This window comes from Sinorhizobium kostiense (genome assembly GCF_017874595.1).
GTDB lineage: Bacteria > Pseudomonadota > Alphaproteobacteria > Rhizobiales > Rhizobiaceae > Sinorhizobium > Sinorhizobium kostiense.
The window spans coordinates 923,000-942,446 of sequence record NZ_JAGILA010000001.1; the positions used below are offsets into that span (position 1 = coordinate 923,000).

At 61.4% G+C, this 19,447-nt stretch carries 19 protein-coding genes; 15 read left to right on the forward strand and 4 right to left on the reverse strand.

Annotated elements, in window-relative coordinates:
* Positions 1 to 13: 13 nt before the first annotated feature.
* The 4 genes from ggt to J2Z31_RS04160 all read left to right on the forward strand — a co-directional run bounded on the left by ggt (position 14) and on the right by J2Z31_RS04160 (position 3,982).
* Positions 14 to 1,606 carry a gamma-glutamyltransferase gene (gene ggt, locus J2Z31_RS04145; protein ID WP_209600598.1) on the forward strand — a complete coding sequence of 531 codons (1,593 nt, stop codon included), beginning with the start codon at positions 14 to 16 and terminating at the stop codon, positions 1,604 to 1,606.
* Positions 1,607 to 1,657: 51 nt separating this feature from the next.
* Positions 1,658 to 2,248: a cysteine hydrolase family protein gene (locus J2Z31_RS04150; protein WP_209600599.1), complete on the forward strand. Its 591-nt coding sequence runs from the start codon at positions 1,658 to 1,660 to the stop codon at positions 2,246 to 2,248.
* 140 nt (positions 2,249 to 2,388) lie between these two features.
* Entirely contained in the window at positions 2,389 to 3,387 is a 999-nt protein-coding gene (locus tag J2Z31_RS04155) for a bile acid:sodium symporter family protein (RefSeq protein ID WP_209600600.1), read from the forward strand.
* 268 nt (positions 3,388 to 3,655) lie between these two features.
* Positions 3,656 to 3,982: a GYD domain-containing protein gene (locus tag J2Z31_RS04160; protein WP_209600601.1), complete on the forward strand. Its 327-nt coding sequence runs from the start codon at positions 3,656 to 3,658 to the stop codon at positions 3,980 to 3,982.
* A gap of 117 nt (positions 3,983 to 4,099) precedes the next feature.
* Here J2Z31_RS04160 and J2Z31_RS04165 read toward each other — a convergent pair whose 3' ends face one another.
* Positions 4,100 to 5,362 carry an NAD(P)/FAD-dependent oxidoreductase gene (locus tag J2Z31_RS04165; protein ID WP_209600602.1) on the reverse strand — a complete coding sequence of 421 codons (1,263 nt, stop codon included), beginning with the start codon at positions 5,360 to 5,362 and terminating at the stop codon, positions 4,100 to 4,102.
* A 37-nt stretch (positions 5,363 to 5,399) separates the two neighbouring features.
* The gene (locus J2Z31_RS04170) at positions 5,400 to 6,785 is read right to left on the reverse strand and encodes an aminotransferase-like domain-containing protein (protein ID WP_234939242.1); all 1,386 of its coding nucleotides are present in this window, start codon (positions 6,783 to 6,785) and stop codon (positions 5,400 to 5,402) included.
* A 240-nt stretch (positions 6,786 to 7,025) separates the two neighbouring features.
* Between J2Z31_RS04170 and J2Z31_RS04175 the strand changes: the two genes are divergently transcribed.
* The 4 genes from J2Z31_RS04175 (at position 7,026) to J2Z31_RS04190 (ending at position 11,348) form a co-directional block, all read left to right on the forward strand.
* Positions 7,026 to 8,105: an ABC transporter ATP-binding protein gene (locus tag J2Z31_RS04175; protein WP_209600604.1), complete on the forward strand. Its 1,080-nt coding sequence runs from the start codon at positions 7,026 to 7,028 to the stop codon at positions 8,103 to 8,105.
* Positions 8,106 to 8,148: 43 nt separating this feature from the next.
* Positions 8,149 to 9,198, forward strand: a complete 1,050-nt coding sequence (locus J2Z31_RS04180; RefSeq protein WP_209600605.1) for an ABC transporter substrate-binding protein — start codon at positions 8,149 to 8,151, stop codon at positions 9,196 to 9,198.
* A 72-nt stretch (positions 9,199 to 9,270) separates the two neighbouring features.
* Positions 9,271 to 10,527, forward strand: coding sequence for an ABC transporter permease (locus J2Z31_RS04185; RefSeq protein ID WP_209600606.1), 1,257 nt, complete (start codon positions 9,271 to 9,273; stop codon positions 10,525 to 10,527).
* Positions 10,527 to 11,348 carry an ABC transporter permease gene (locus J2Z31_RS04190; RefSeq protein ID WP_209600607.1) on the forward strand — a complete coding sequence of 274 codons (822 nt, stop codon included), beginning with the start codon at positions 10,527 to 10,529 and terminating at the stop codon, positions 11,346 to 11,348. Before J2Z31_RS04185 ends, J2Z31_RS04190 begins: the two co-directional genes overlap by 1 nt.
* Here the strand turns inward: J2Z31_RS04190 and J2Z31_RS04195 are convergent.
* Both J2Z31_RS04195 and J2Z31_RS04200 read right to left on the reverse strand, forming a co-directional pair.
* On the reverse strand, positions 11,333 to 11,734 hold the full coding sequence (locus tag J2Z31_RS04195) for a GlcG/HbpS family heme-binding protein (protein WP_234939243.1): 402 nt from the start codon (positions 11,732 to 11,734) through the stop codon (positions 11,333 to 11,335). The genes J2Z31_RS04190 and J2Z31_RS04195 overlap by 16 nt on opposite strands.
* A 222-nt stretch (positions 11,735 to 11,956) precedes the next feature.
* Positions 11,957 to 12,655, reverse strand: a complete 699-nt coding sequence (locus tag J2Z31_RS04200; protein WP_209600609.1) for a type 1 glutamine amidotransferase domain-containing protein — start codon at positions 12,653 to 12,655, stop codon at positions 11,957 to 11,959.
* A 167-nt stretch (positions 12,656 to 12,822) separates the two neighbouring features.
* Between J2Z31_RS04200 and J2Z31_RS04205 the strand changes: the two genes are divergently transcribed.
* The 7 genes from J2Z31_RS04205 to J2Z31_RS04235 all read left to right on the forward strand — a co-directional run bounded on the left by J2Z31_RS04205 (position 12,823) and on the right by J2Z31_RS04235 (position 19,209).
* Entirely contained in the window at positions 12,823 to 13,734 is a 912-nt protein-coding gene (locus tag J2Z31_RS04205) for a LysR family transcriptional regulator (RefSeq protein ID WP_209600610.1), read from the forward strand.
* Between the two features lie 429 nt (positions 13,735 to 14,163).
* Positions 14,164 to 15,516: an NAD(P)/FAD-dependent oxidoreductase gene (locus J2Z31_RS04210; RefSeq protein ID WP_209600611.1), complete on the forward strand. Its 1,353-nt coding sequence runs from the start codon at positions 14,164 to 14,166 to the stop codon at positions 15,514 to 15,516.
* A 57-nt stretch (positions 15,517 to 15,573) separates the two neighbouring features.
* Entirely contained in the window at positions 15,574 to 16,320 is a 747-nt protein-coding gene (locus J2Z31_RS04215) for a substrate-binding periplasmic protein (RefSeq protein ID WP_209600612.1), read from the forward strand.
* Positions 16,321 to 16,432: 112 nt separating this feature from the next.
* On the forward strand, positions 16,433 to 17,089 hold the full coding sequence (locus J2Z31_RS04220; protein WP_209600613.1) for an amino acid ABC transporter permease: 657 nt from the start codon (positions 16,433 to 16,435) through the stop codon (positions 17,087 to 17,089).
* Positions 17,086 to 17,817, forward strand: a complete 732-nt coding sequence (locus J2Z31_RS04225; RefSeq protein WP_209600614.1) for an amino acid ABC transporter ATP-binding protein — start codon at positions 17,086 to 17,088, stop codon at positions 17,815 to 17,817. Before J2Z31_RS04220 ends, J2Z31_RS04225 begins: the two co-directional genes overlap by 4 nt.
* 105 nt (positions 17,818 to 17,922) lie before the next feature.
* Positions 17,923 to 18,741 (forward strand): IclR family transcriptional regulator, encoded by an 819-nt coding sequence (locus J2Z31_RS04230; RefSeq protein WP_209600615.1) that lies wholly within the window; start codon positions 17,923 to 17,925, stop codon positions 18,739 to 18,741.
* 108 nt (positions 18,742 to 18,849) lie between these two features.
* A complete protein-coding gene (locus tag J2Z31_RS04235) occupies positions 18,850 to 19,209 on the forward strand; it encodes a RidA family protein (RefSeq protein WP_209600616.1) in 360 nt (119 codons plus the stop codon).
* Positions 19,210 to 19,447: the final 238 nt, after the last annotated feature.

Genomic DNA, 19,447 nt, shown 5'->3' on the forward strand with positions numbered 1-19,447 from the left:
GAGAATGAACAAAATGCGCAATTTCGAGAAGCCGACGCGGTCCGTTGCCGTGTCGCGGAACACGATGGCGGCCACATCGCACCCTTCCGCCACGTTGGTCGCGCTCCAGGTCATGGAGGCCGGCGGCAACGCCATGGACGCCGCCATCGCCGCCTGTGCGGTGCAATGTGTCGTCGAGCCGGGCTCGACGGGTATCGGAGGAGATTGTTTTGCGCTCTACGCGCCCAATGGATCGGATAAGGTCATCGCCTATAACGGCTCGGGCCGCACGCCGGCTGCCCTGACGGCCAACTGGTTCGAAGAGCGAGGATTGGTGGAGGTGCCACGCCAGTCGCCTGCTGCGGTAACGGTCCCGGGGGCGATCGATGCCTGGACGCGCCTGCATGCGGATCACGGCCAGCTTCCCTTCGCCGACGTGCTTGCGCCGGCAATCCGCTTTGCCGAGGAGGGCTACGCGATCACGCCGCGCGTCCATCGCGATTGGTTCTTGGAGGAAGAACTGCTTTCCGCGGACGCAACCGCCGCGCGGATCTTTCTTCCTGGTGGACGAGCGCCGAAGATCGGGGAGGTTCATCGGCAGCCGGAACTGGCGGAAACACTGAGACGCATTGCCGCCGAAGGCCGCGACGGCTTCTACGGCGGTCCAGTCGCCGAGGACATCGTAACCTATTTACGCTCTCTCGGCGGGCTCCACACGATGGAAGACTTTGCGAGCGCGCGCGGGGAATATGTCGCCCCGGTCACCACCGGCTTTCGCGGCTATACCATTCACGAATGCCCGCCGAACGGCCAGGGCATCATCGCGCTCCTGATCCTCAACATCCTCAGCCGCTTCGACGCCAAGGACGACCCACAATCGCCGGACCGGCTGCATATCGAGATCGAGGCGACGCGCCTTGCCTATGCCGCCCGCGACGCCTGGATCGCCGATCCGGACAAGGCGGATGTCCCGGTGGATGAGCTGCTCTCGGATGGCCTGGCCGACAGGCTCGCGGCAATGATTGACCTGCGAAAGGCGCTGACGAACCTGCCGTCGTTCGAAATGCCGCTTCATCGCGACACCGTCTATATCTCCGTTGTCGACCGCGACCGCAATGCCGTGAGCTTCATCAATTCGATCTTCGACAGCTTCGGCTCGGGCCTCGTGGCGCCACGCTCCGGCGTCATATTGCACAATCGCGGCCAGAGCTTCTCACTCAGACCCGGCCACCCGAACCGGATAGAACCCTCGAAGCGGCCGCTCCACACCATCATCCCCGGCATGGTGACCCGCAACGGCCGGGTCGAGATGCCGTTCGGCGTGATGGGCGGCTATTATCAGGCGCTTGGCCATGCCCATCTGCTCTCCAAGGTCCTCGATTACGGTATGGACTTGCAGGAGGCGATCGATCTGCCGCGCGTGATGCCGACATCAGACGGAACGAGAGTTGAGGCCGAGCGCACGATCGACGGCGCGACCAAAGCTGAGCTCGAACGGCGGGGCTTCAGCTTCTCTCCCGCGGAAGACCCGATCGGCGGCGCCCAGGCGATCCGCATCGATTGGGAGAACGGCACCCTGACCGGTGCATCAGAACCGAGAAAAGACGGAATTGCACTTGGAGCCTAGGGGCATCGCCCGCAAAGGGGAATTGTCTCGGGCTAATAGGAGAGAAATGGCATGGCGCGCGCAATCCTCGTGATCGATGTCCAGAAAGTCTATACCGACCCGGCTTCGCCCTTGCATTGTGTCGGCAATGCCGACGCGATCGCGAACATCAATAGGATCGTAGCCGCGGCGGAGGCCGCGGGTGATCTCGTGGTTCACGTCCGCCATGTCCATCGCCGCGATGGCTCGGATGCCGGCCGCATGTTCGATTTCAGCGGCGAAGCGGGCGAACTCGGCTTCGTGGCTGGCACCGAGGAAGTCGAGGACGACCCAAGATTTGAGATCCCTGCCGGCGCCCTGACAATCACCAAGCAACGCTATTCCAGCTTCGTGGGCACTGGCCTTGAGCAGATGCTGCGGGAACGGTCGATAGACCGGATCGTCGTGACCGGGTTCATGACCAATTTCTGCTGCGAGGCCACCGCGAGGCATGGCCACGATCTCGACTTCTTCGTCGATTTTCCCCTCGACGCCACCGGATGCCCCGACCTGTCGGAAACGGCAACGCAGGAAACGATCAAGGCGGGGACTACCGCGACATTGGCTGCCGGCTTTGCAAGGGTCATGAGCACAGCCGAATGGTTGGCCGGATCAGGCATCTAACCGATAGGTCGGAACCTGGCCAGTCAGCCACGTCTCGCCCGGGCCGCAACTGACCGCCGGGGACTTAGCACAACGCGCCACCCGACGCAGGGCTCGCCCGGCGACGATCATTCAATCAAGACATCAGAGGTTTGGCCACAATGCTGCTGAGGACTATTGAAGCCGGGCTGAAGCGCGTCGGTCTGGACCGCTACCTGATCATCCTGATCCTGACGGTGGCCCTTGCAGCCCTTGTCCCTGCAAAGGGTGGATTCGCGGCGGTGCTTTCAAACGTGACGTTCTGGGCGGTCGCCCTGCTGTTCTTCCTTTACGGCGCCAAGCTTTCACTGTCCGCTGCCCTGGCGGGTTTGACGAACTGGAAGCTTCAGGCCGGCTGCCTGGCCTGTACCTACATCCTCTTTCCAGTGCTTGCGACGGGCCTCTACGGCGTCTCGCAAGCCTGGTTTCCGGCTGCAGTCGGCCTCGGCTTCCTCTATCTCGGATGTCTGCCATCCACCGTGCAGAGTTCCATTGCATTCACCTCCGTTGCCGGCGGCAATGTTGCCGGCGCACTGTGTGCGGCTTCGTTGTCGAATTTAATAGGCGTAGTGCTTTGCCCGCTCCTGCTCGCGATGGTGCTTCATACCAGCACGAACGAGGGCGACCCGCTCGGCGCCATATGGAAAATCGCGCAGCAGATCCTCCTGCCGTTCCTGTTGGGGCAATTGTTGCGGCCGCTATTGGCGGACTTCCTGGACCGCTACAAACAGGCCACCATGATCGTCGATCGCGGCTCAATCCTGCTGATCGTCTATTCCGCCTTCTCAGCGGGTGTTGTCGCCGGGATCTGGTTTCGTCTTTCCTGGTCCGACATTACCCTCTTGGTCATTCTTTGCGTCCTCCTGCTCGGTGTCGTTATGGCAATCGTCCTCACCGCCGGCAAGTTGGCGAGTATGCCGAGAGGTGATCGATTGGCGCTTCTATTTTGCGGGTCAACCAAGAGCCTCGCAACTGGGCTGCCGATGGCCGGCATCTTGTTCGACGCAGCGCAAGTCGCGCTCGTCGTGCTGCCGCTGATGTTGTTTCACCTGATCCAGTTGTCAGTGCTGGCCGTGATTTCACAACGCAGTGTCGTGCGCCCACAGGCAGACAAGGCGTAGCTCCTGTCGTAGCGACACCCAGCAGGCGCTTGCGCCCGACATGTCCGGCACCCGCCGCAAGCGGCGAAGGACGCCTTTGGGTCGATCTTTCCGGTTCCGATCCATCGCGGACGGGGTGATTTCTGCCGCCTTCTGGCTCGGGTCCATTCAGGGATTGCCGCCGCGGCAGAGAAGCGGCAAGGTTGAAACCATGCGCAGGATGAATCCGGTCTCGCGTTCTTCCCGGCTTGGGCATTGACTGCATTGTTCTGACAGAGGAGGCAAAACCATGGCCATGTATCTCACGCGCTTCAGCTACACGCCCGAGACATGGGCGCGCATGATCGAAAACCCAGAGGATCGCCGCGAGGCGGCGCGTACGTATATCGAGTCCGTAGGTGGAAAGCTCCATGGGTTCTGGTACGCCTTTGGCGAGCATGATGGTTGGAATCTGTGGGAGGCGCCGGATAACGTTTCGATGGCGGCGGTTACGCTCGCGATCGGCGCAGGAGGCGCGCTCAGTTCCATCGAGACCACTGTCCTCCTCAGCGTCGAGGATACGATCGAAGCTTTGGGAAAGGCAAAGTCGATTCGGTATCGTCCGCCGGCGGCGTAGGCGCCAAGCCAAATGAACTTCATGAGTATGTCGGTTTCCGGCGCGCAGTCCCTTTGACTGCGCCAGAGGATCCGCCGGTGCTGCCCATGTTGAGATGGTCCATGGGAAATCCCGATGTCACAACGTTCTGTCGGAACGTAGAGGGTCGATATCGAGAGAAGTTCTGGCGCAAGTCACCAGCTCGCTCACCAACTGGCCTGTGATCCCGGCCATGGTTACACCGAGATGGCCATGCCCAAATGCGTAGATGACGCGGTCAGTCCTCGGTGATGAGCCGATCACAGGAAGCGAATCCGGCATAGACGGCCTGAAGCCCATCCATTCCGATGTTCCCTCGCCAGCGGAGGGAACCAACGTTTTGACCGCCTTGCGGATCATCATGGTCCGCTTCCAATTGGCCGGAGCTTCAAGCCCGCCAAGTTCGACCGTTCCCGCGGCACGCAAACCATCCGCCATGGGCGTCATGTAGAAGCCATGCTCGGGATAGCAGGCCGGCCGGGTGAGAAGCTCTCGCGCCTGCGGGAACAGCACGTGGTAGCCGCGTTCGGTATCCAGGAGAACATGGTCGCCAACTTTAGCCGCCAATTCGCGCGACCAGGCACCAGCGGCGATCACGACCCGATCAGCACTCAGGACTTTGTCATTCGCGCGGATCACAGCGCTCATTCCCTCGACGCGCAGGTCACAAGCAACGCCTGCGATGAACTGGCCGCCGCGACTGACGATAGCCCTGGCGAGCAATCGCGCAAGTCGTTCAGGACTTGCAATGACGTACGCATCCTTGAACCAGATGCCACCTCGATAAAGGGGAGCAAGATGCGGCTCGAGGTCGCGGACCTCCTGAGCGGAAAGCCGCTCGAGCTTTACGCCGTGCTTCTCGCGAAACGCAGCGTCGCGGGCGGCAGCCTCGCCTCCGCGCTCGGATTTGTACAGGTAAATACAGCCGTGCTCTTCGATAAGATCACCCGCTCCCGCTTCCGCTATCAACGGCCGCCAGGCCGCATCCGCGCGAGCCAATAGCGTCGAAAGCACCATCGCGATCCGCTCGACCTCCGCGTTCCTGCTCGACGCGAGAAATGCCCGCAACCAGGGAAACAGCGACCAGAGATAGCTCCACCTTATCGAAAGCGGACCGAGGGGACTCGCAAGCATCCCCGGCACGCGCCACGCAATACCAGGAGTTGCGACGGGAACGACCCCATGCGGGGCAACCGTGCAGGCGTTGCCGAACGAGCACGCGTGTCGGTAATACGATCCGTCGAGAGGTGGCTCACGGTCGAGGATCGTTACGCGATGGCCACTGCGCAGCAACTGGAGGGCACTGCTTAGCCCCACAAGGCCAGCCCCCACCACGATCACTGTCTGGCTTGGCGTATCCATGCTCGATCCCGCTCTCGTCAAGTGCCGCTGTCCGGCCTCATGCGTGCCCAATCAAAGCACGAGGGCGATCCGCGAGGGTCGAGACAATAATCCGCAGCGCCGTCGCCAGCTCGTCGCGCGACGAAGCACAGCCAATGTTGATGCGGACTGCATGTTCGACAGGCTGACGGTCGCAGGCAAATGCGCTGGCGGGCATAACCGCAACGCCATGAGCCCTCAGCGTCGCCGTGAAATCCTCCGATCGCCAAGGGGCTGGCAATCTCAACCAAATGAACATGCAGCGCGGATCGGCACTGAAGCTGTGGCCACTGAGCAAAGCGGCCGCCAACGCGTTGCGGGCGCGCAATTCAGTGAGCTGAGCCTTGAGGATTGCCTTGGCGGTACCGTCCTCCAGCCATCGCGTTGCAATCAACAGCGGTATCGGCGCCGGCATCCACGATGTCGTCCGGATCGCTTCCGCCGTGACGAGCGCCAATCCAGGCGGGCATGTGAGATAGCCGATGCGCAGGCCCGGCGCCAAAGCCTTTGAAAGTGCCGAAATGTGATAGGTGCGGTGCGGTGCCAGCGTTAGCAGCGCGGGCGCGCGCTCACCGAGCATGGGTCCGTATACGTCATCTTCGATGATCACGAGGTCGCGGCGTTCGCAGACGTCGACGAGATCTCGTCGCCGCCTCTCGCTCATTGTCGTGACGGTTGGATTATGCAGTGACGGGGTCGTGAAAACGGCCCGCACCTGCTCTCGATCGCAGACGGCCTCGAGTTCGCTGACGTTCAGTCCCTCCTCGTCGGTGCCGACACCGACGATCCGGAACCTGAACATTGCGGCGAGCGCCTTCAGCCCGTAGTAGGTCAGCCGGTCGGAAACGACGACATCGCCGGGCTCGACGACGCTGCTGATAACGGCGAGCAACGCATGCTGCGCACCGCTTGTCACGACAATGTCTTCAACCGCAGGATTGAAGCCGTTCAGCGATATCCAATGGCTGGCAGCCTCCCGGGCCCAGGCCGGGCCCTCGGGCGGCTGATACTCCTGCATTTGCGCAAAACGGGGATCTTCCGCCAGTTTCGGCAGGACATCTGCCAATCGCTGCTGGAAATCCTCGACGGCGGGGCGGTTGACAGTGAGGTCGATGACGCCCGCTGTCTTCGTTGCCCGGTCGACCCTCGGCATCGCCGCTTCGGCACGCACGATCGTTCCGCGACGGGTGCTGCCGACCACGAGATTGAGGTTCTGCAGCTCGCGATATGCGCGGGTTACGGTCGAAACGTTGAGCAACCGCTCCTTTGCCAGATCCCGCTGTGGCGGCAACTGGCTGCCAGGGGCCAGCTCGCCCGCCCTGATCTTGGCCTCGATCTCTGCCGCGAGCTGCAAGTAGGCGGGCAGTCGTCCCGACGACTTCTGCCGCGCATTTGTCCTGGTCATCGATTTCTTCGAATTCATACAAAAATTCCGATCAGCCAAAATTGTGGATCGCCACTTCCAGTGGAATCAACAATTCGCCCCATCTTTTGCCGCTGATATCAGCTTTTGCGCGCAAATGCGATAGCCGGTTGCAGAGTCAGACAAAAACATTTGTATGCTTGACAATTATGATCATAGCGAGACAATATCGACAAGCATCGAGACAAGGGAAGAGGGCCCGCCGATGCAGAAGGAAGTTCCATGACAGAGCGGTTCATCGCCTTCGAAGGTGTGCGCAAGTCCTATGACGGCAAGAGCTATGTCGTCCGTGGCCTCGATCTCGACGTCGCCAGGGGAGAGTTCCTGACGCTCCTCGGCCCCTCGGGTTCCGGCAAGACGACGACGCTGATGATGCTCGCGGGCTTCGAAACTCCCACCCACGGCTCGATCACCCTCGGGGGCGGACGAATTGAGCGCGTGCCGCCGCATCGGCGAAACATCGGCGTCGTCTTCCAGAACTATGCACTATTCCCCCATATGACTGTCGGCGAGAATTTGGCGTTCCCTCTGAAAATGCGACGGATGAGCAAGGCGGACGTGACGCAATGCGTTCGCCACGCGCTCGACATGGTGCGTATGTCAAGCTTCGAGGGTCGCCGCCCGAACCAGCTATCCGGCGGCCAGCAGCAGCGTATCGCGCTCGCCCGTGCACTGGTGTTTGAGCCGCAATTGGTGCTGATGGACGAGCCGCTCGGGGCCCTCGACAAACAACTTCGCGAGCATATGCAGCTCGAGATCAAGCATCTGCACAATAGACTCGGCATCAACGTCGTGTACGTCACCCACGACCAGAGCGAAGCCCTCACGATGTCCGACCGTGTGGGCGTCTTCAACGACGGCACTCTCCAGCAGATCGCTTCGCCGCACGACCTCTATGAGGCTCCAGCCAATCCGTTCGTGGCGACCTTCATCGGCGAAAACAACGCGATTGCCGGCGAGGTCGTCGAGCTGTCGAACGGCACTTGCCGGATCAAGGCGAGCGACGGGTCCCTCATTTCAGCGATTCCTGGAGGCGGGCTGAAGATTGGAGCCAGGACCACGCTCGTGCTTCGACCGGAACGCATTTCGCTGGCCGAGGATCTGGCCGGCGCAAATCGCTTCACGGCCCACGTCAACGAGCTCATCTATCACGGCGATCACATGCGGCTGCGCGTCACGGTCTGCGGTTGTGACGATGTCCGCATCAAGATTCCTGCAGGCGCCGGGCGTACGCCGCAACCTGGCGCACACATCGACATCGGTTGGGCCCGCGAAGACTGCCGGGCGCTCGCTCAATCCTGACGATGATCCGAGACCTTGCAAACGAAAACAAAGGGGAACAAGCATGAGAACCATACTGAAAGTGTTGCAATCATCCGCTGTCGGACTCGTTTTGACCATGCCGGCTTTTGCGCAGGACACGATAACAGTGACCTCCTGGGGCGGCGCCTACACCAAAAGCCAGGAGAAGGCATTTTTCGAACCGTATTCCAAAGAAACGGGCGTCAAGATTCTACAGGACGAGTGGGACGGCTCGACCGCCAAGTTGAAAGGCATGGTCGAAACGGGCCAGGTGACCTGGGATGTCGTCGACGTGGAGCCGGGGCATGCGCTGCAGGGTTGCGACGAAGGATGGCTCGATGAGATCGACTATTCGGAGGTCGGCGGCAAGGAAGCCTTCATCGATGGCGCTGCAATGGATTGCGCTGCTGCTACAATCGTCTTCGGAACGATCTACGCCTATGACGCGGACAAGTTCGCAAATGGAGGTCCGACCACGATGGCAGACCTCTTCGACACCGAGAAGTTTCCGGGCCCGAGGGCACTCCGCAAGGCACCCAAGACAACGCTGGAGTTCGCGCTCATCGCCGATGGGGTGAAGCCGTCCGAGGTTTACGATGTGCTCGGTACGCCGGAAGGCGTCGACCGCGCCTTCAAGAAGCTCGACACGATCAAGAAAGACGTCAAGGTCTGGTGGACGGCCGGTGCCCAGCCCCCGCAACTGCTCGCCGACGGTGAAGTCGTGATGACGACCGCCTGGAACGGCCGCATCTATGACGCCGTGAAGAACAGCGGCAAGAACTTCAAGATCGTCTGGGACGGGCAGGGGATGGATTTCAACCTCTGGGCCCAGCCAAAGGGCGCGGCTCACAAGGAGGCCGCTGACAAATTCATTGCATACACGCTCAACCCCGACGTCATGGCGCGGCAGTCGCAGTACATCTCCTACGGCCCGACGCTCAAGGCCGCGATCGAGAAGGTGCCGGCCGAGGTCCTTCCTGATCTTCCGACGGCGCCGGAAAACGCCAAGAACGCATTCGTGGTGTCGGCAGAGTTCTGGGCGGACCATGACGAGGAACTGACCGAGCGCTTCAATAAGTGGCTTGCGCAGTAATCGTCGCTTGCGGGCAGGCGCATCCTCCCGGCCTGCCCGCACCTTTGAATTCTGCTATAAGAGTGCCAGCACATGGCGATCACGCTGAGTGATGAAGTCGTCAGGAATGCAATCGACACAGCGGCCTTGACGCGACGATTGCGCGGCCTTCGCCGCCGAAGCCGGATCAAGGCCCTGCTTCTTGTTGCCCCGCTCATGCTCTTTCTGCTGTCGGTCTTCGTCCTGCCGATCGGATTGCTGCTGACGCGAAGCGTCGACAACAGCGACGTCTCGCTGGCGCTCCCCAACACGGCAACCGCTCTCTCGAGCTGGAGCAGCGAGCATGCCCCGGACGAACCGCTGTTTGCCGCACTCGCTGCAGACTTGAAGGCATCATCGCGGGAGCGGGTCGCCGAGGCCGCAAAGCGGCTGAACAACTATGAAAGCGGCATTCGTTCGTCTCTGTTGAAGACCGCCCGCACCATTCGCAAGGCGGAAGCTCCATACCAGCCGGCATTCGTCGAAGCGGACCCGCGCTGGGCCACCCCAGAACGCTGGGCCGCTCTCAAGCAGGCCATGCCGAGGCTGACGGATTTTTACCTGCTTGCCGCCCTCGATCTCCAGCGCGACGAGATGGGACGAATCACCGGCGTCGCGCCGGAGAATGCGGTTCACCTCGACGTGCTGATCCGCACATTCGTGGTGAGCATATCCGTCACCCTTTCGTGCGTGCTCCTCGGCTACCCGCTTGCGGCGCTGATGGCGCGGTCAACCGGATGGGTTGCGAATACCCTGCTCATCCTGGTGCTCTTGCCGTTCTGGACGTCGCTGCTCGTGCGCACCAGCGCCTGGGTCGTGCTCCTGCAGAGCCGAGGCATTGTCAATTCCGCCCTAATCTGGCTCGGTCTCCTCGACCCGACCCAACCGCTCGAGCTCATCTATAACCGTGCGGGCGTGCTCATTGCGATGACGCACATCCTGCTGCCGTTCATGGTCCTGCCGATCTACAGCGTGATGAAGACCATTCCGCCCGTCTACATGCGCGCCGCCTCGTCCCTGGGGGCTCCTCCGTCCTCCGTATTCTGGCGCGTCTACCTGCCGATGAGCATGCCCGGCGTCAGCGCAGGCGGGCTTTTGGTCTTCATTCTCGCACTCGGCTACTACATCACCCCGGCACTCGTCGGCGGGCCGCGGGACCAGATGGTCAGCTACTTCATCGCCTACTACGCCAACCAAGTGACCAACTGGGGCATGGCGGCGGCGCTGAGCGCCATTCTGCTGGTCGCAGTGCTGGTACTTTATGCGCTCTACAATCGCCTGATCGGCATCGACCGGCTGAGGATTGGCTAATGAGCGCGGCATTCTCTTTCAATCGTATCGTGGCCATCGGTCTTTGGGTCGTCGGCGGAGGAACAGCGCTGTTCCTGATTGCACCGATTCTCGCCATCATTCCGCTTTCCTTCAATGCCGAGCCGTTCTTCACCTACCCTATGCCCGGCCTGTCGCTGCGCTGGTACAATGAGTTCTTCTCGTCCGAGGTCTGGAAACTGGCGCTCAGGAACAGCATCATCGTGGCGGTCTTCGCCACGCTATTGTCGACGGTCCTCGGGACATTAGCGGCGATCGGCCTCAGCCAAAGCGATTGCCCGGCCCGTGCGACGCTCACCGCCATTCTGATTTCGCCGATGATCGTGCCGGTCGTCGTCGCTGCCGTCGGCATCTATTACGCTTTCGCCGCGGTCGGCCTGCTGAACTCGCTGACTGGGTTGGTTCTTGCCCATACCGTCCTGGGTGCCCCCTTCGTCGTCGTCACCGTCACGGCCGCCCTCAGCGGGTTCGATCAAAACCTCATGCGCGCCGCGGCAAGCCTTGGAGCAGGCCCGGTCGAGGCCGTCCTTCGCGTGATGCTCCCACTGATCGCCCCCGGCGTCGCCTCGGGTGCGCTGTTTGCGTTCGTGACTTCGTTCGACGAGGTGGTGGTCGCACTGTTCATCGCCGGCTCCGAGGAGCGAACGCTTCCGCGGCAAATGTGGAGCGGCGTGCGCGAGACGCTCAGCCCGACGATCGCCGCGGTTGCGGCTCTCCTGATTGTGTTTTCGACGTTGTTCCTCGCAACGATCCAGTGGCTGCAAGGGAGAGCCGAATTACAAAAGACTCATCGCGAAGAATAAAGATCAGCACCGGGGCGAGCGCGTTCAGAATCACCTTGTCGCGCCCAAAGCGGCGGGGCAAGCCATGGTGTCGGGAATGATCGACCGACACGATTTCGGCGACGGCGCGCTCGCCAGAAAATTACCAAGGAGGCTGCGGAGCCGGCCTCGGAGATGGCGATGTCTTCGGCGACAGTCCCACCGCATACGCCAATGGCGCCGGTCGTCCGCCCTTCAGCCCGGACGGGAATGCCGCCTCCAAAAACCACGATCCTTCCACCATGAGAATGCTGGATGCCGTAGAGCTCGGCGCCTGGCTGTGCCAGTGCACCGAGCACGTCCGTCCGGTTGTTGAAGATCTGAGCGGTAAAGGCCTTGTCGATGGCAAGCTCGGCCGAGCCTGCCATGGCCCCGTCTTGGCGAACAAAGGACAGCAGATGCCCAGACGCGTCGACGACGAGCGATTGAGCAGGCAACATGCAGCGCGCGGGCGGCGGCGATGGACCTCTCGATCATCTGTTGGGCGTCCGACGGCAATATCGTTGCAATAAGGGAGGACATGACAAACTCCAGCTTCTGAAGGGATCCGCCGACGCGAGCCGCCGGCAGATCACGATGTTCCAGTCCGCTCAGGCAGTCTTGGCCTTCATCTGGCTCAGAGCGGCCACAAGCGCCTCCGCTGCCTCACTCGATGACGCCGGGTTCTGACCAGTGATGAGTTGGCCATCGACGACCGTGTGCACGCCCCAGTCCTTGACCTTCGAGAAGACCGCACCGAGGCCGATGAGCTCGTCCTCGACCAGGAACGGCACGACCCTCGTCAGATCCACGGCCTCTTCCTCGCTGTTGGTAAAGCCGGTGACGTAGCGCCCCTGAACGAACGCGGTGCCGTCGGCATTGGTCACGTGACGCAGGACGCCCGGTGCATGGCAGACGAGGGCGATCGGCTTGCCGGCCGCGATGAAGGATTCGATCAGCTTGATCGAATTCGGATCTTCAGCGAGATCCCACAGCGGACCGTGGCCGCCGGGGTAAAAGACCGTATCGAAGTCATTCTGGTCGACGCTTTCGAGGCGCACAGTTTCTGCGAGCTGCGCCTTGGCTGACTCGTCAGCATTGAAGCGCCGCGTAAACTCGGTCTGGAACATCGGCTCGTCGCTCTTCGGATCGAGAGGCGGCTGGCCGCCATTGGGCGAGGCGAGGGTGATCTCGGCGCCGGCGTCCTTGAAGACGTAATAAGGCGCTGCCAGCTCCTCGAGCCAGAAGCCGGTCTTCTTGCCAGTGTTACCGAGAGTGTCGTGGGAGGTGAGTACCATCAGGACTTTCATGGTCGGATCCCTTCGTCAGGTAATCCCGCGCCGTGAGGCGTCGTAGCCGGTTGATTTGGAGCTCGATCAGCCGCATCGGCTTTTCCATAAGCTGATAATGACATCGGGCAACATATTTCAGAAATTTACTTCTTTGATTTTAGATATTCATATGACATTACATCTCGATGAGATACGATTTGAACCTGCTCCCTGTTTTCCTGGCCCTGATGGAGGAGCGGAGCGTGACGCGGGCGGCAGCCCGACTGGGCATCACCCAGCCGGCGCTCTCCAATTCGTTGAACCGCCTGCGCGATACCCTGCGGGATCCGCTGTTCATCCGCGAAAGATACGGCATAAAGCCGACGCAACTGGCCGAGGAGATCGCTCCGACGATCGAGGCAGCGCTGTCGCAACTGGACGATCTCATCTTGAACCAGCAAGAGTTCCAGCCGGCAAAGGCCGAACGACTGTTCACGCTTGCACCGAACAGCTACGTCGAGCTTGTGTTGATGCCTGCCCTCGTCGCGAGGACGCGCGAGCTGGCGCCGGGTATCAAGCTCCGCATGACTGCATTCGGCAGCGATCTCGCCGAGACCGGCGTCATTTCCGGTACCACGGCCATGGTGCTTGGCCGGATCGTCGATCCGCCGGACAACCTCGTCGTCCAGCATCTTATGGATGATGGCCTCGCCTGCGTGCTGCGCAGAGACCATCCCGACGTTCGAGATCGTATTTCCCGAGAACAGCACGAGCGGCTCAAGCACGTGAACGTGCTCCCGCCGGGTCGGCTGCGCGCCGGCCTCTTCCAGGCATTGGGGCAACAAAACCTCAAGCGAGAGGTTGCCGTTTCCGTCACCCATTTCCTTGCCGTGCCTGAGATGCTTGCCGTCACCGACTACTGCGCGACACTGCCGAAACTTATCTGCCGGAGCCTGGAGCGGGATCCGCGCCTGAGGGTGCTGCCGACGCCCGTCGACCTCGGCACTTTTCCAGTGCAGATGGCTTGGCACGTTCGCTATCGCCACGACCCGGCCCACCGGTGGTTGCGTTCGATGATCGGCGAACTGGCAAGAGAAATGACTGCGGAAGAGACCTGAGATCGCTTTCCTGTATTCGTGTTGAATGTCCGCAAGGGCCAGCACCGGAAATCCCGAGCGATATCGACGAAAGGCAGCAATGGGTGGAAAGCGGAGCTTAGAGAGCCACCGCTGAGTGACAGTCATGCGCGCGAGAAGCCGACACCGCAACCAAGATAGCAACCGGTCGCTTTCGCACGCCGCGTATGTCCCTAACATCCAAGCTCGCACAGCCTGTCTGCTATGTGACGACAGTAGGGCTGAACCGGTCTGGCGTCGCGTCAGCTGCCCCTGCGCTGCGCCCCGGATTCTGGACCGGAAACCCCTGCCTCAATTTGCGACGATGCGGCCGGCGCCGATCTCCGATTGACATAAATCGGAAACGCGTTATTTTTGACTCTAAATCGATAATAAGAAATCGCATAGCGATACATAAGTGGTGAGACCTTGGTGTACGATCCTCTGGTTCATGTCTATCCGAACGAGAAACAGCCCGATCCCGCTTCCTACTGGATGGCGATCAGCGGTCCGGGCCCGGAGGACGACGGACGTGTCGAAGGAGACGTCGACGCGGATGTCGTCGTTATCGGCGGAGGCTACACTGGGCTCTCCGCCGCCCTTTCGCTTGCCCGCGACCACGGCCTGAAGCCGGTTGTTCTGGAAGCGCGCTCCTCGGCCTGGGGATGCAGCGGTCGCAATGGCAGCTTCGCGCGCATCTCCGGCGGCCGCGTTGCCGCCGCTACGATGGTCAACACCTACGGAAAGGACGTGGCGCGCGCCTATTTCGGCGAGATGCGGCAAGCACTCGGAACCGTCAGACAATTGATAGCCGACGGCAATATCGATTGCGACGTCCAGCCCGATGGCGTGTACAAAGTCGCCGCTTTCGCGGCGCATGCATCCGGGCTCGAGCGTGAGGCCGCCCTCTACAACGAGATCTTCAACTACCCCGCGCGTCTTGTCCCCGCCGGCGAACTCAAAGGTGCCCATCGAGGCGCCGAAGCGTTCGGCGCGCTTCATTTTCCCGACGGCTTTTCGATGAACCCGCTGAAGCTCGCCCGCGGCGTCCATATGATGGCACGATCGCATGGCGCGCTCATACATACGCATTCGCCGGTGACAGCCTGGCACACGGAAAACGGCGTTCACCGGCTGCTGACCCCGAGCGGAAGCGTTCGGACCCGTAAGGTGGTCGTCGCCACCAACGGCTATACCTCCTCTAAACTCCATCCTCGCCTTTCGGCGCGAGTCCTGCCGGTGTACTCGCAGATCATCGTCACGGAGCCGATGACATCCGAACAGATCGGGGCGAGTCTGCCGTCGGGCAATTGCATGTTCGATACGCGCAGCCTGCTTTTCTATTATCGCCGCCTGCCGGACGGCCGCATGCTCTTCGGCGGCCGCAGCGCGATCGCCGGCAGCGATGCCGAAAACCCGAAACACCGCCGATATCTCACGAATGCGATGATCCGGAAGTTTCCGGCACTCGAGGGCATCGCCATCGATTACTGGTGGGGCGGCTGGGTGGCGGTGAGCCGCAATTCGCTCCCCTTCGTCTATCGGGTTCCCGGACTGCCGGAGGTCTTCTGGGGCGGCGGCTACGCCGGCAGCGGCGTTTCCTTCTCGCTCCATGTCGGCACCAAGCTGGCGCTAATGGCGGCTGGAAAGCCGTTCGACACGCAAGCCTCGTTTTTGACTCGCGAGCCCAAACGTTATCCGCTCCCGCCTTTCCTGAGGCTCGGTCAGCGGATTGCCTACCGTTGGCTTCACGCCAAGGACCAGCGGCAAGCCTCCGCAAAGTGAGGCCATCGCACTCCTAAACCTAACAAACTCAAGCAAAACCAAGAAAGGGGAATTCCCATGTTTATCACGAAACTGGCGATCGGCGTTTTTGGCCTCGCTCTCGCATTTTCTGGACCGGCTTTTGCTGCCGACTCGGTGAAGGTGGGCGTAACCACCACCGGCGTGCCTTTCACCTTCGTCGACACCACGAGTCAGCAGGTCACCGGGGCAATGGTCGACATTGTCAATGCCATCGCCGCCGACAACGGTATCGAGGCACAGTTCGAGCTCACGGCCTTCTCGGCTCTCATCCCGAGCCTCAATGCCGGCAAGATCGACATTATCTCGGCGGGGATGCTCGCGACCGATGAACGCCGGAAAATCGTGAACTTCAGCGACACCGTCTATTCATACGGCGATGCCATGTTCGTAGCAGCGGATAATCCTGAGAACTACACGATCGAGGCGCTGAAGGGCGAGACGGTCGGAGCACAGATCGGCACAACCTTCGCCGACTCTCTCAAGGCGCTCGGCATCTTCGGCGAGGTCAAGCTCTATGACAGCATCGCCGACATCATGCGCGACGTGAAGCTCGGTCGCATCAAGGCAGGTTTCGGCGACCAACCGATCGTCGCCTATCAGATTGCCAAGAACCCGGCACTCGGCGTCCGTCTGGTTGACGGCTACAAGCCGCTGAAGTCCGGCGACGTGGCGCTTGCGGTGCCGAAGGACAAGGCTGAGCTGCTCCAGAAGATCAACGCCTCAATCGCCAAGCTGAAGGAAAGCGGCGAGTTGGAGAAGATCTTCGCCAAGTACGGCATTTGATGCCGTTGGCTGGCTTGGGTGGGGCTGTCGCAGCCCTGCTCAGCGTGCCGAGCTGCCGATCAATGTCCGAAACCGGCGGTCCCGGCCTCGCTTCAATGGATGGAGCCTGTAAATGAACACCTTCACCACCCGCGCGGCAGAGTATCTGCCACTTCTCATTAACGGGTTATGGATGACGATCGCAATCACGCTCGCCTCGCTTGCGCTCGCGACCGTCCTCGGTATGACGTGGGCGCTGCTCAGGACATCCGGCATCAAGGCGCTGGCACTGCCGACCCGCATTTTCGTCGAAGGCGTGCGCGGCATTCCGATCCTGGTGGTGCTCTTCTACATCTATTTCGTCATGCCCGACATTGGCATTGACCTGACGGCCTTCCAGGCGGGCGTAGCGGGACTGGCGCTCACCTATTCCTGCTATATCGGCGAGACCTTCCGTGCGGGCATCGAGGCGATCGACCGCGGCCAAATCGAGGCCGCCAAGTCGATCGGCATGAAGCATCCCTTGATGATGCGGCGGGTTATCCTGCCACAGGCGGTGCGCATCGTCATGCCACCCTATGCGAACAATGTCATCATGCTGCTGAAGGACTCCTCCCAGGTTTCCGTGATCACGGTCGCGGAACTCACTATGCAGGGCAAGGCGCTTGCTTCCTCCACCTTCGACAACATGACCGTCTTCACGCTCGTGGCGCTCCTCTATCTCTGCCTGACCATCCCGCTCAACATGGTGATGCGTCGTGTTGAAGTCGCGCTCGGGGGGGCGAAATGATCAATTTCGAAAATGTTCATAAGGCCTATGGCCATCATGAAGTGCTGAAGGGCATCGACGCTTCGATCGACAGGGGCAAGGTTGTTTGCCTGATCGGCCCGTCCGGTTCGGGCAAATCGACGATGCTGCGCTGTGTGAACGGACTTGAGACCTACCAGTCCGGCCGTATCACGATAGACGCGACCCTGGTGGATACGGATGATGCGAGCATCCATGATATCCGCACGCGCGTCGCCATGGTGTTCCAGCGCTTCAATCTCTTCCCGCACCGCACGGCTCTCGAAAACGTTATGGAAGGCCCCCTCTACGTCCTGCGACAGGACCGAAGCGACGTCCGCGACCGGGCAAGCGACCTCCTGAACCGCGTTGGGCTCGGCGACAAGCTCAACGCCTATCCAGGCTCGCTCTCCGGCGGTCAGCAACAGCGCGTCGCGATTGCCCGCGCGCTTGCCATGCAGCCCACGGCGATCCTCTTCGACGAGCCGACATCGGCGCTTGATCCGGAAATGGTGGGAGAAGTGCTGCACGTCATGCGGGGCCTTGCAGAAGAGCACATGACCATGCTGGTAGTGACCCACGAGATCCAGTTTGCTCGCGAAGTGGCCGACAGCGTGCTCTTCCTCGACGGAGGCAGGATCGTCGAGCAGGGGCCGGCGCGCGACCTATTGCACCAGCCACGGCACGAGCGCACGCGCGACTTCCTGCGCCGCGTGACGCATCCGATCTAACGGCAATGGCGGCGGCAGGAAAAGCTGTGAACGGCCGGCGCTGGCGGTGGCGAGTGGTTTCGAGAAGCCGCTATCGTAGCGGTCGTTCCGCGGGAGTTTGAGCAGATGTCGAATCCATTGAGCGAAGCAGAAGACTCACCGCTCTTCATAACCTCCCTAGCAAAAGGGTTGGCACTGCTCGCGGCATTCGGAGCGGGTCGGCCGAGCATGAACCTCGTCGAGATGGCCGAGGTCACCGGGCTAAACAAGAGCACCGTCCAACGTTCCGCCTACACGCTCGAGGCGCTTGGCTACATCGCCAAGGAGCCGCAGTCGAAACGCTACCGCCTGACACCAAAATCGCTCGAGATCGGCTCCGGCTATCTGCAAACCAGCGAGTTGATCGAGCGGGCGAATCCGTACTTACACGAACTGAACCGAAGCACGCGGGAAAGTTGCAATCTGCTCGAACCCTCAGGCACGGACATGACCTATGTCTCGCGCTTTGCAAGTCACAAGCAGATCTCGATCCATGTGCCGCTCGGTCAGCGCTTGCCCATGTATTGTACCTCCGCTGGCCGAGCCTATCTCTCGGCGCTCTCGCCCGAGGAGGCAGCCGCGATCATCGCCCGGTCGCGCCTTGTTGCCTATACGCAGAACACCGAGACCGACCCCAGCCGGCTGGCGAAGATCGTTCGCAAGGCGCACGGCGACGGTTTTGCGTGCTCTAATGAGGAGTACTACGTCGGAGACATCGCCGTCGGGGCGGCAATCGTCAATGCGGAGGGGCGCCCGCTCGGTGCTGTCAACATTGCCGTGCCCTTCAGCCGCTGGACGCTGAAGGATGCGCTTGCCGACCTTGCGCCGCAGCTCGTCAACACCGCACGCTCGATATCGAACGCCGCACGCGGCTTGAAACCATTGGTGAGCCCCGCCACCGGCTGAGCGCGGCGGCGCCACGACCCGTACATGCCGCACCGGCGGGCCGGAACGGGGCCGCCTCGGCAACGCTGCGGGACTTTTCTTTCACGAACTAACGACGGAGTATCCCCCATGTCCATTCAAAGATTTGAGCCCAACGGCAAGCGTTTGAGCCACGTGCTCGTCCACAAGGGCATCGCCTATGTCACCGGGCAGGTCGCTGCCGACCGCACGCAGGACGTTGCGGGACAAACGGCGCAGGTGCTCGCCCGTATGGACGAGCTGCTCGCCAAGGCCGGCACCGACAAGTCGAAGATCCTGTTCGCGCAGGTCTGGCTAAAGCACGTCGTCGCCGACTTTGCCCCGATGAACGCGGTTTGGGAAAATTGGATACCTGAGGACGCCTTGCCGACCCGCGCGACCGTGGAGGCGAACCTCGCGGCCGAAAACATTCTGGTCGAGATCGCCGTCCAGGCCGCAGTCGGTGATTGATCCAACGACGCACGGCGAAGCTTGGTAGTATCAGATTTGACCTCACAGGCTGACGAGCTCGCATATCGTGACGCAGAGCGAGGGTTACCGCCACGCTGCCTGAGCTGTTCTGGCCAGGGCATCATCTTCAGCAAGACGCCCAGGACGTCTGCAGAGCGGACTTTTTGTCATTCCGTACGGAAGCATTGCTCCTTCCTCAGCTGTCGCAAAGAGGAGGTGGCCGTTCAAGGCGTCCCCA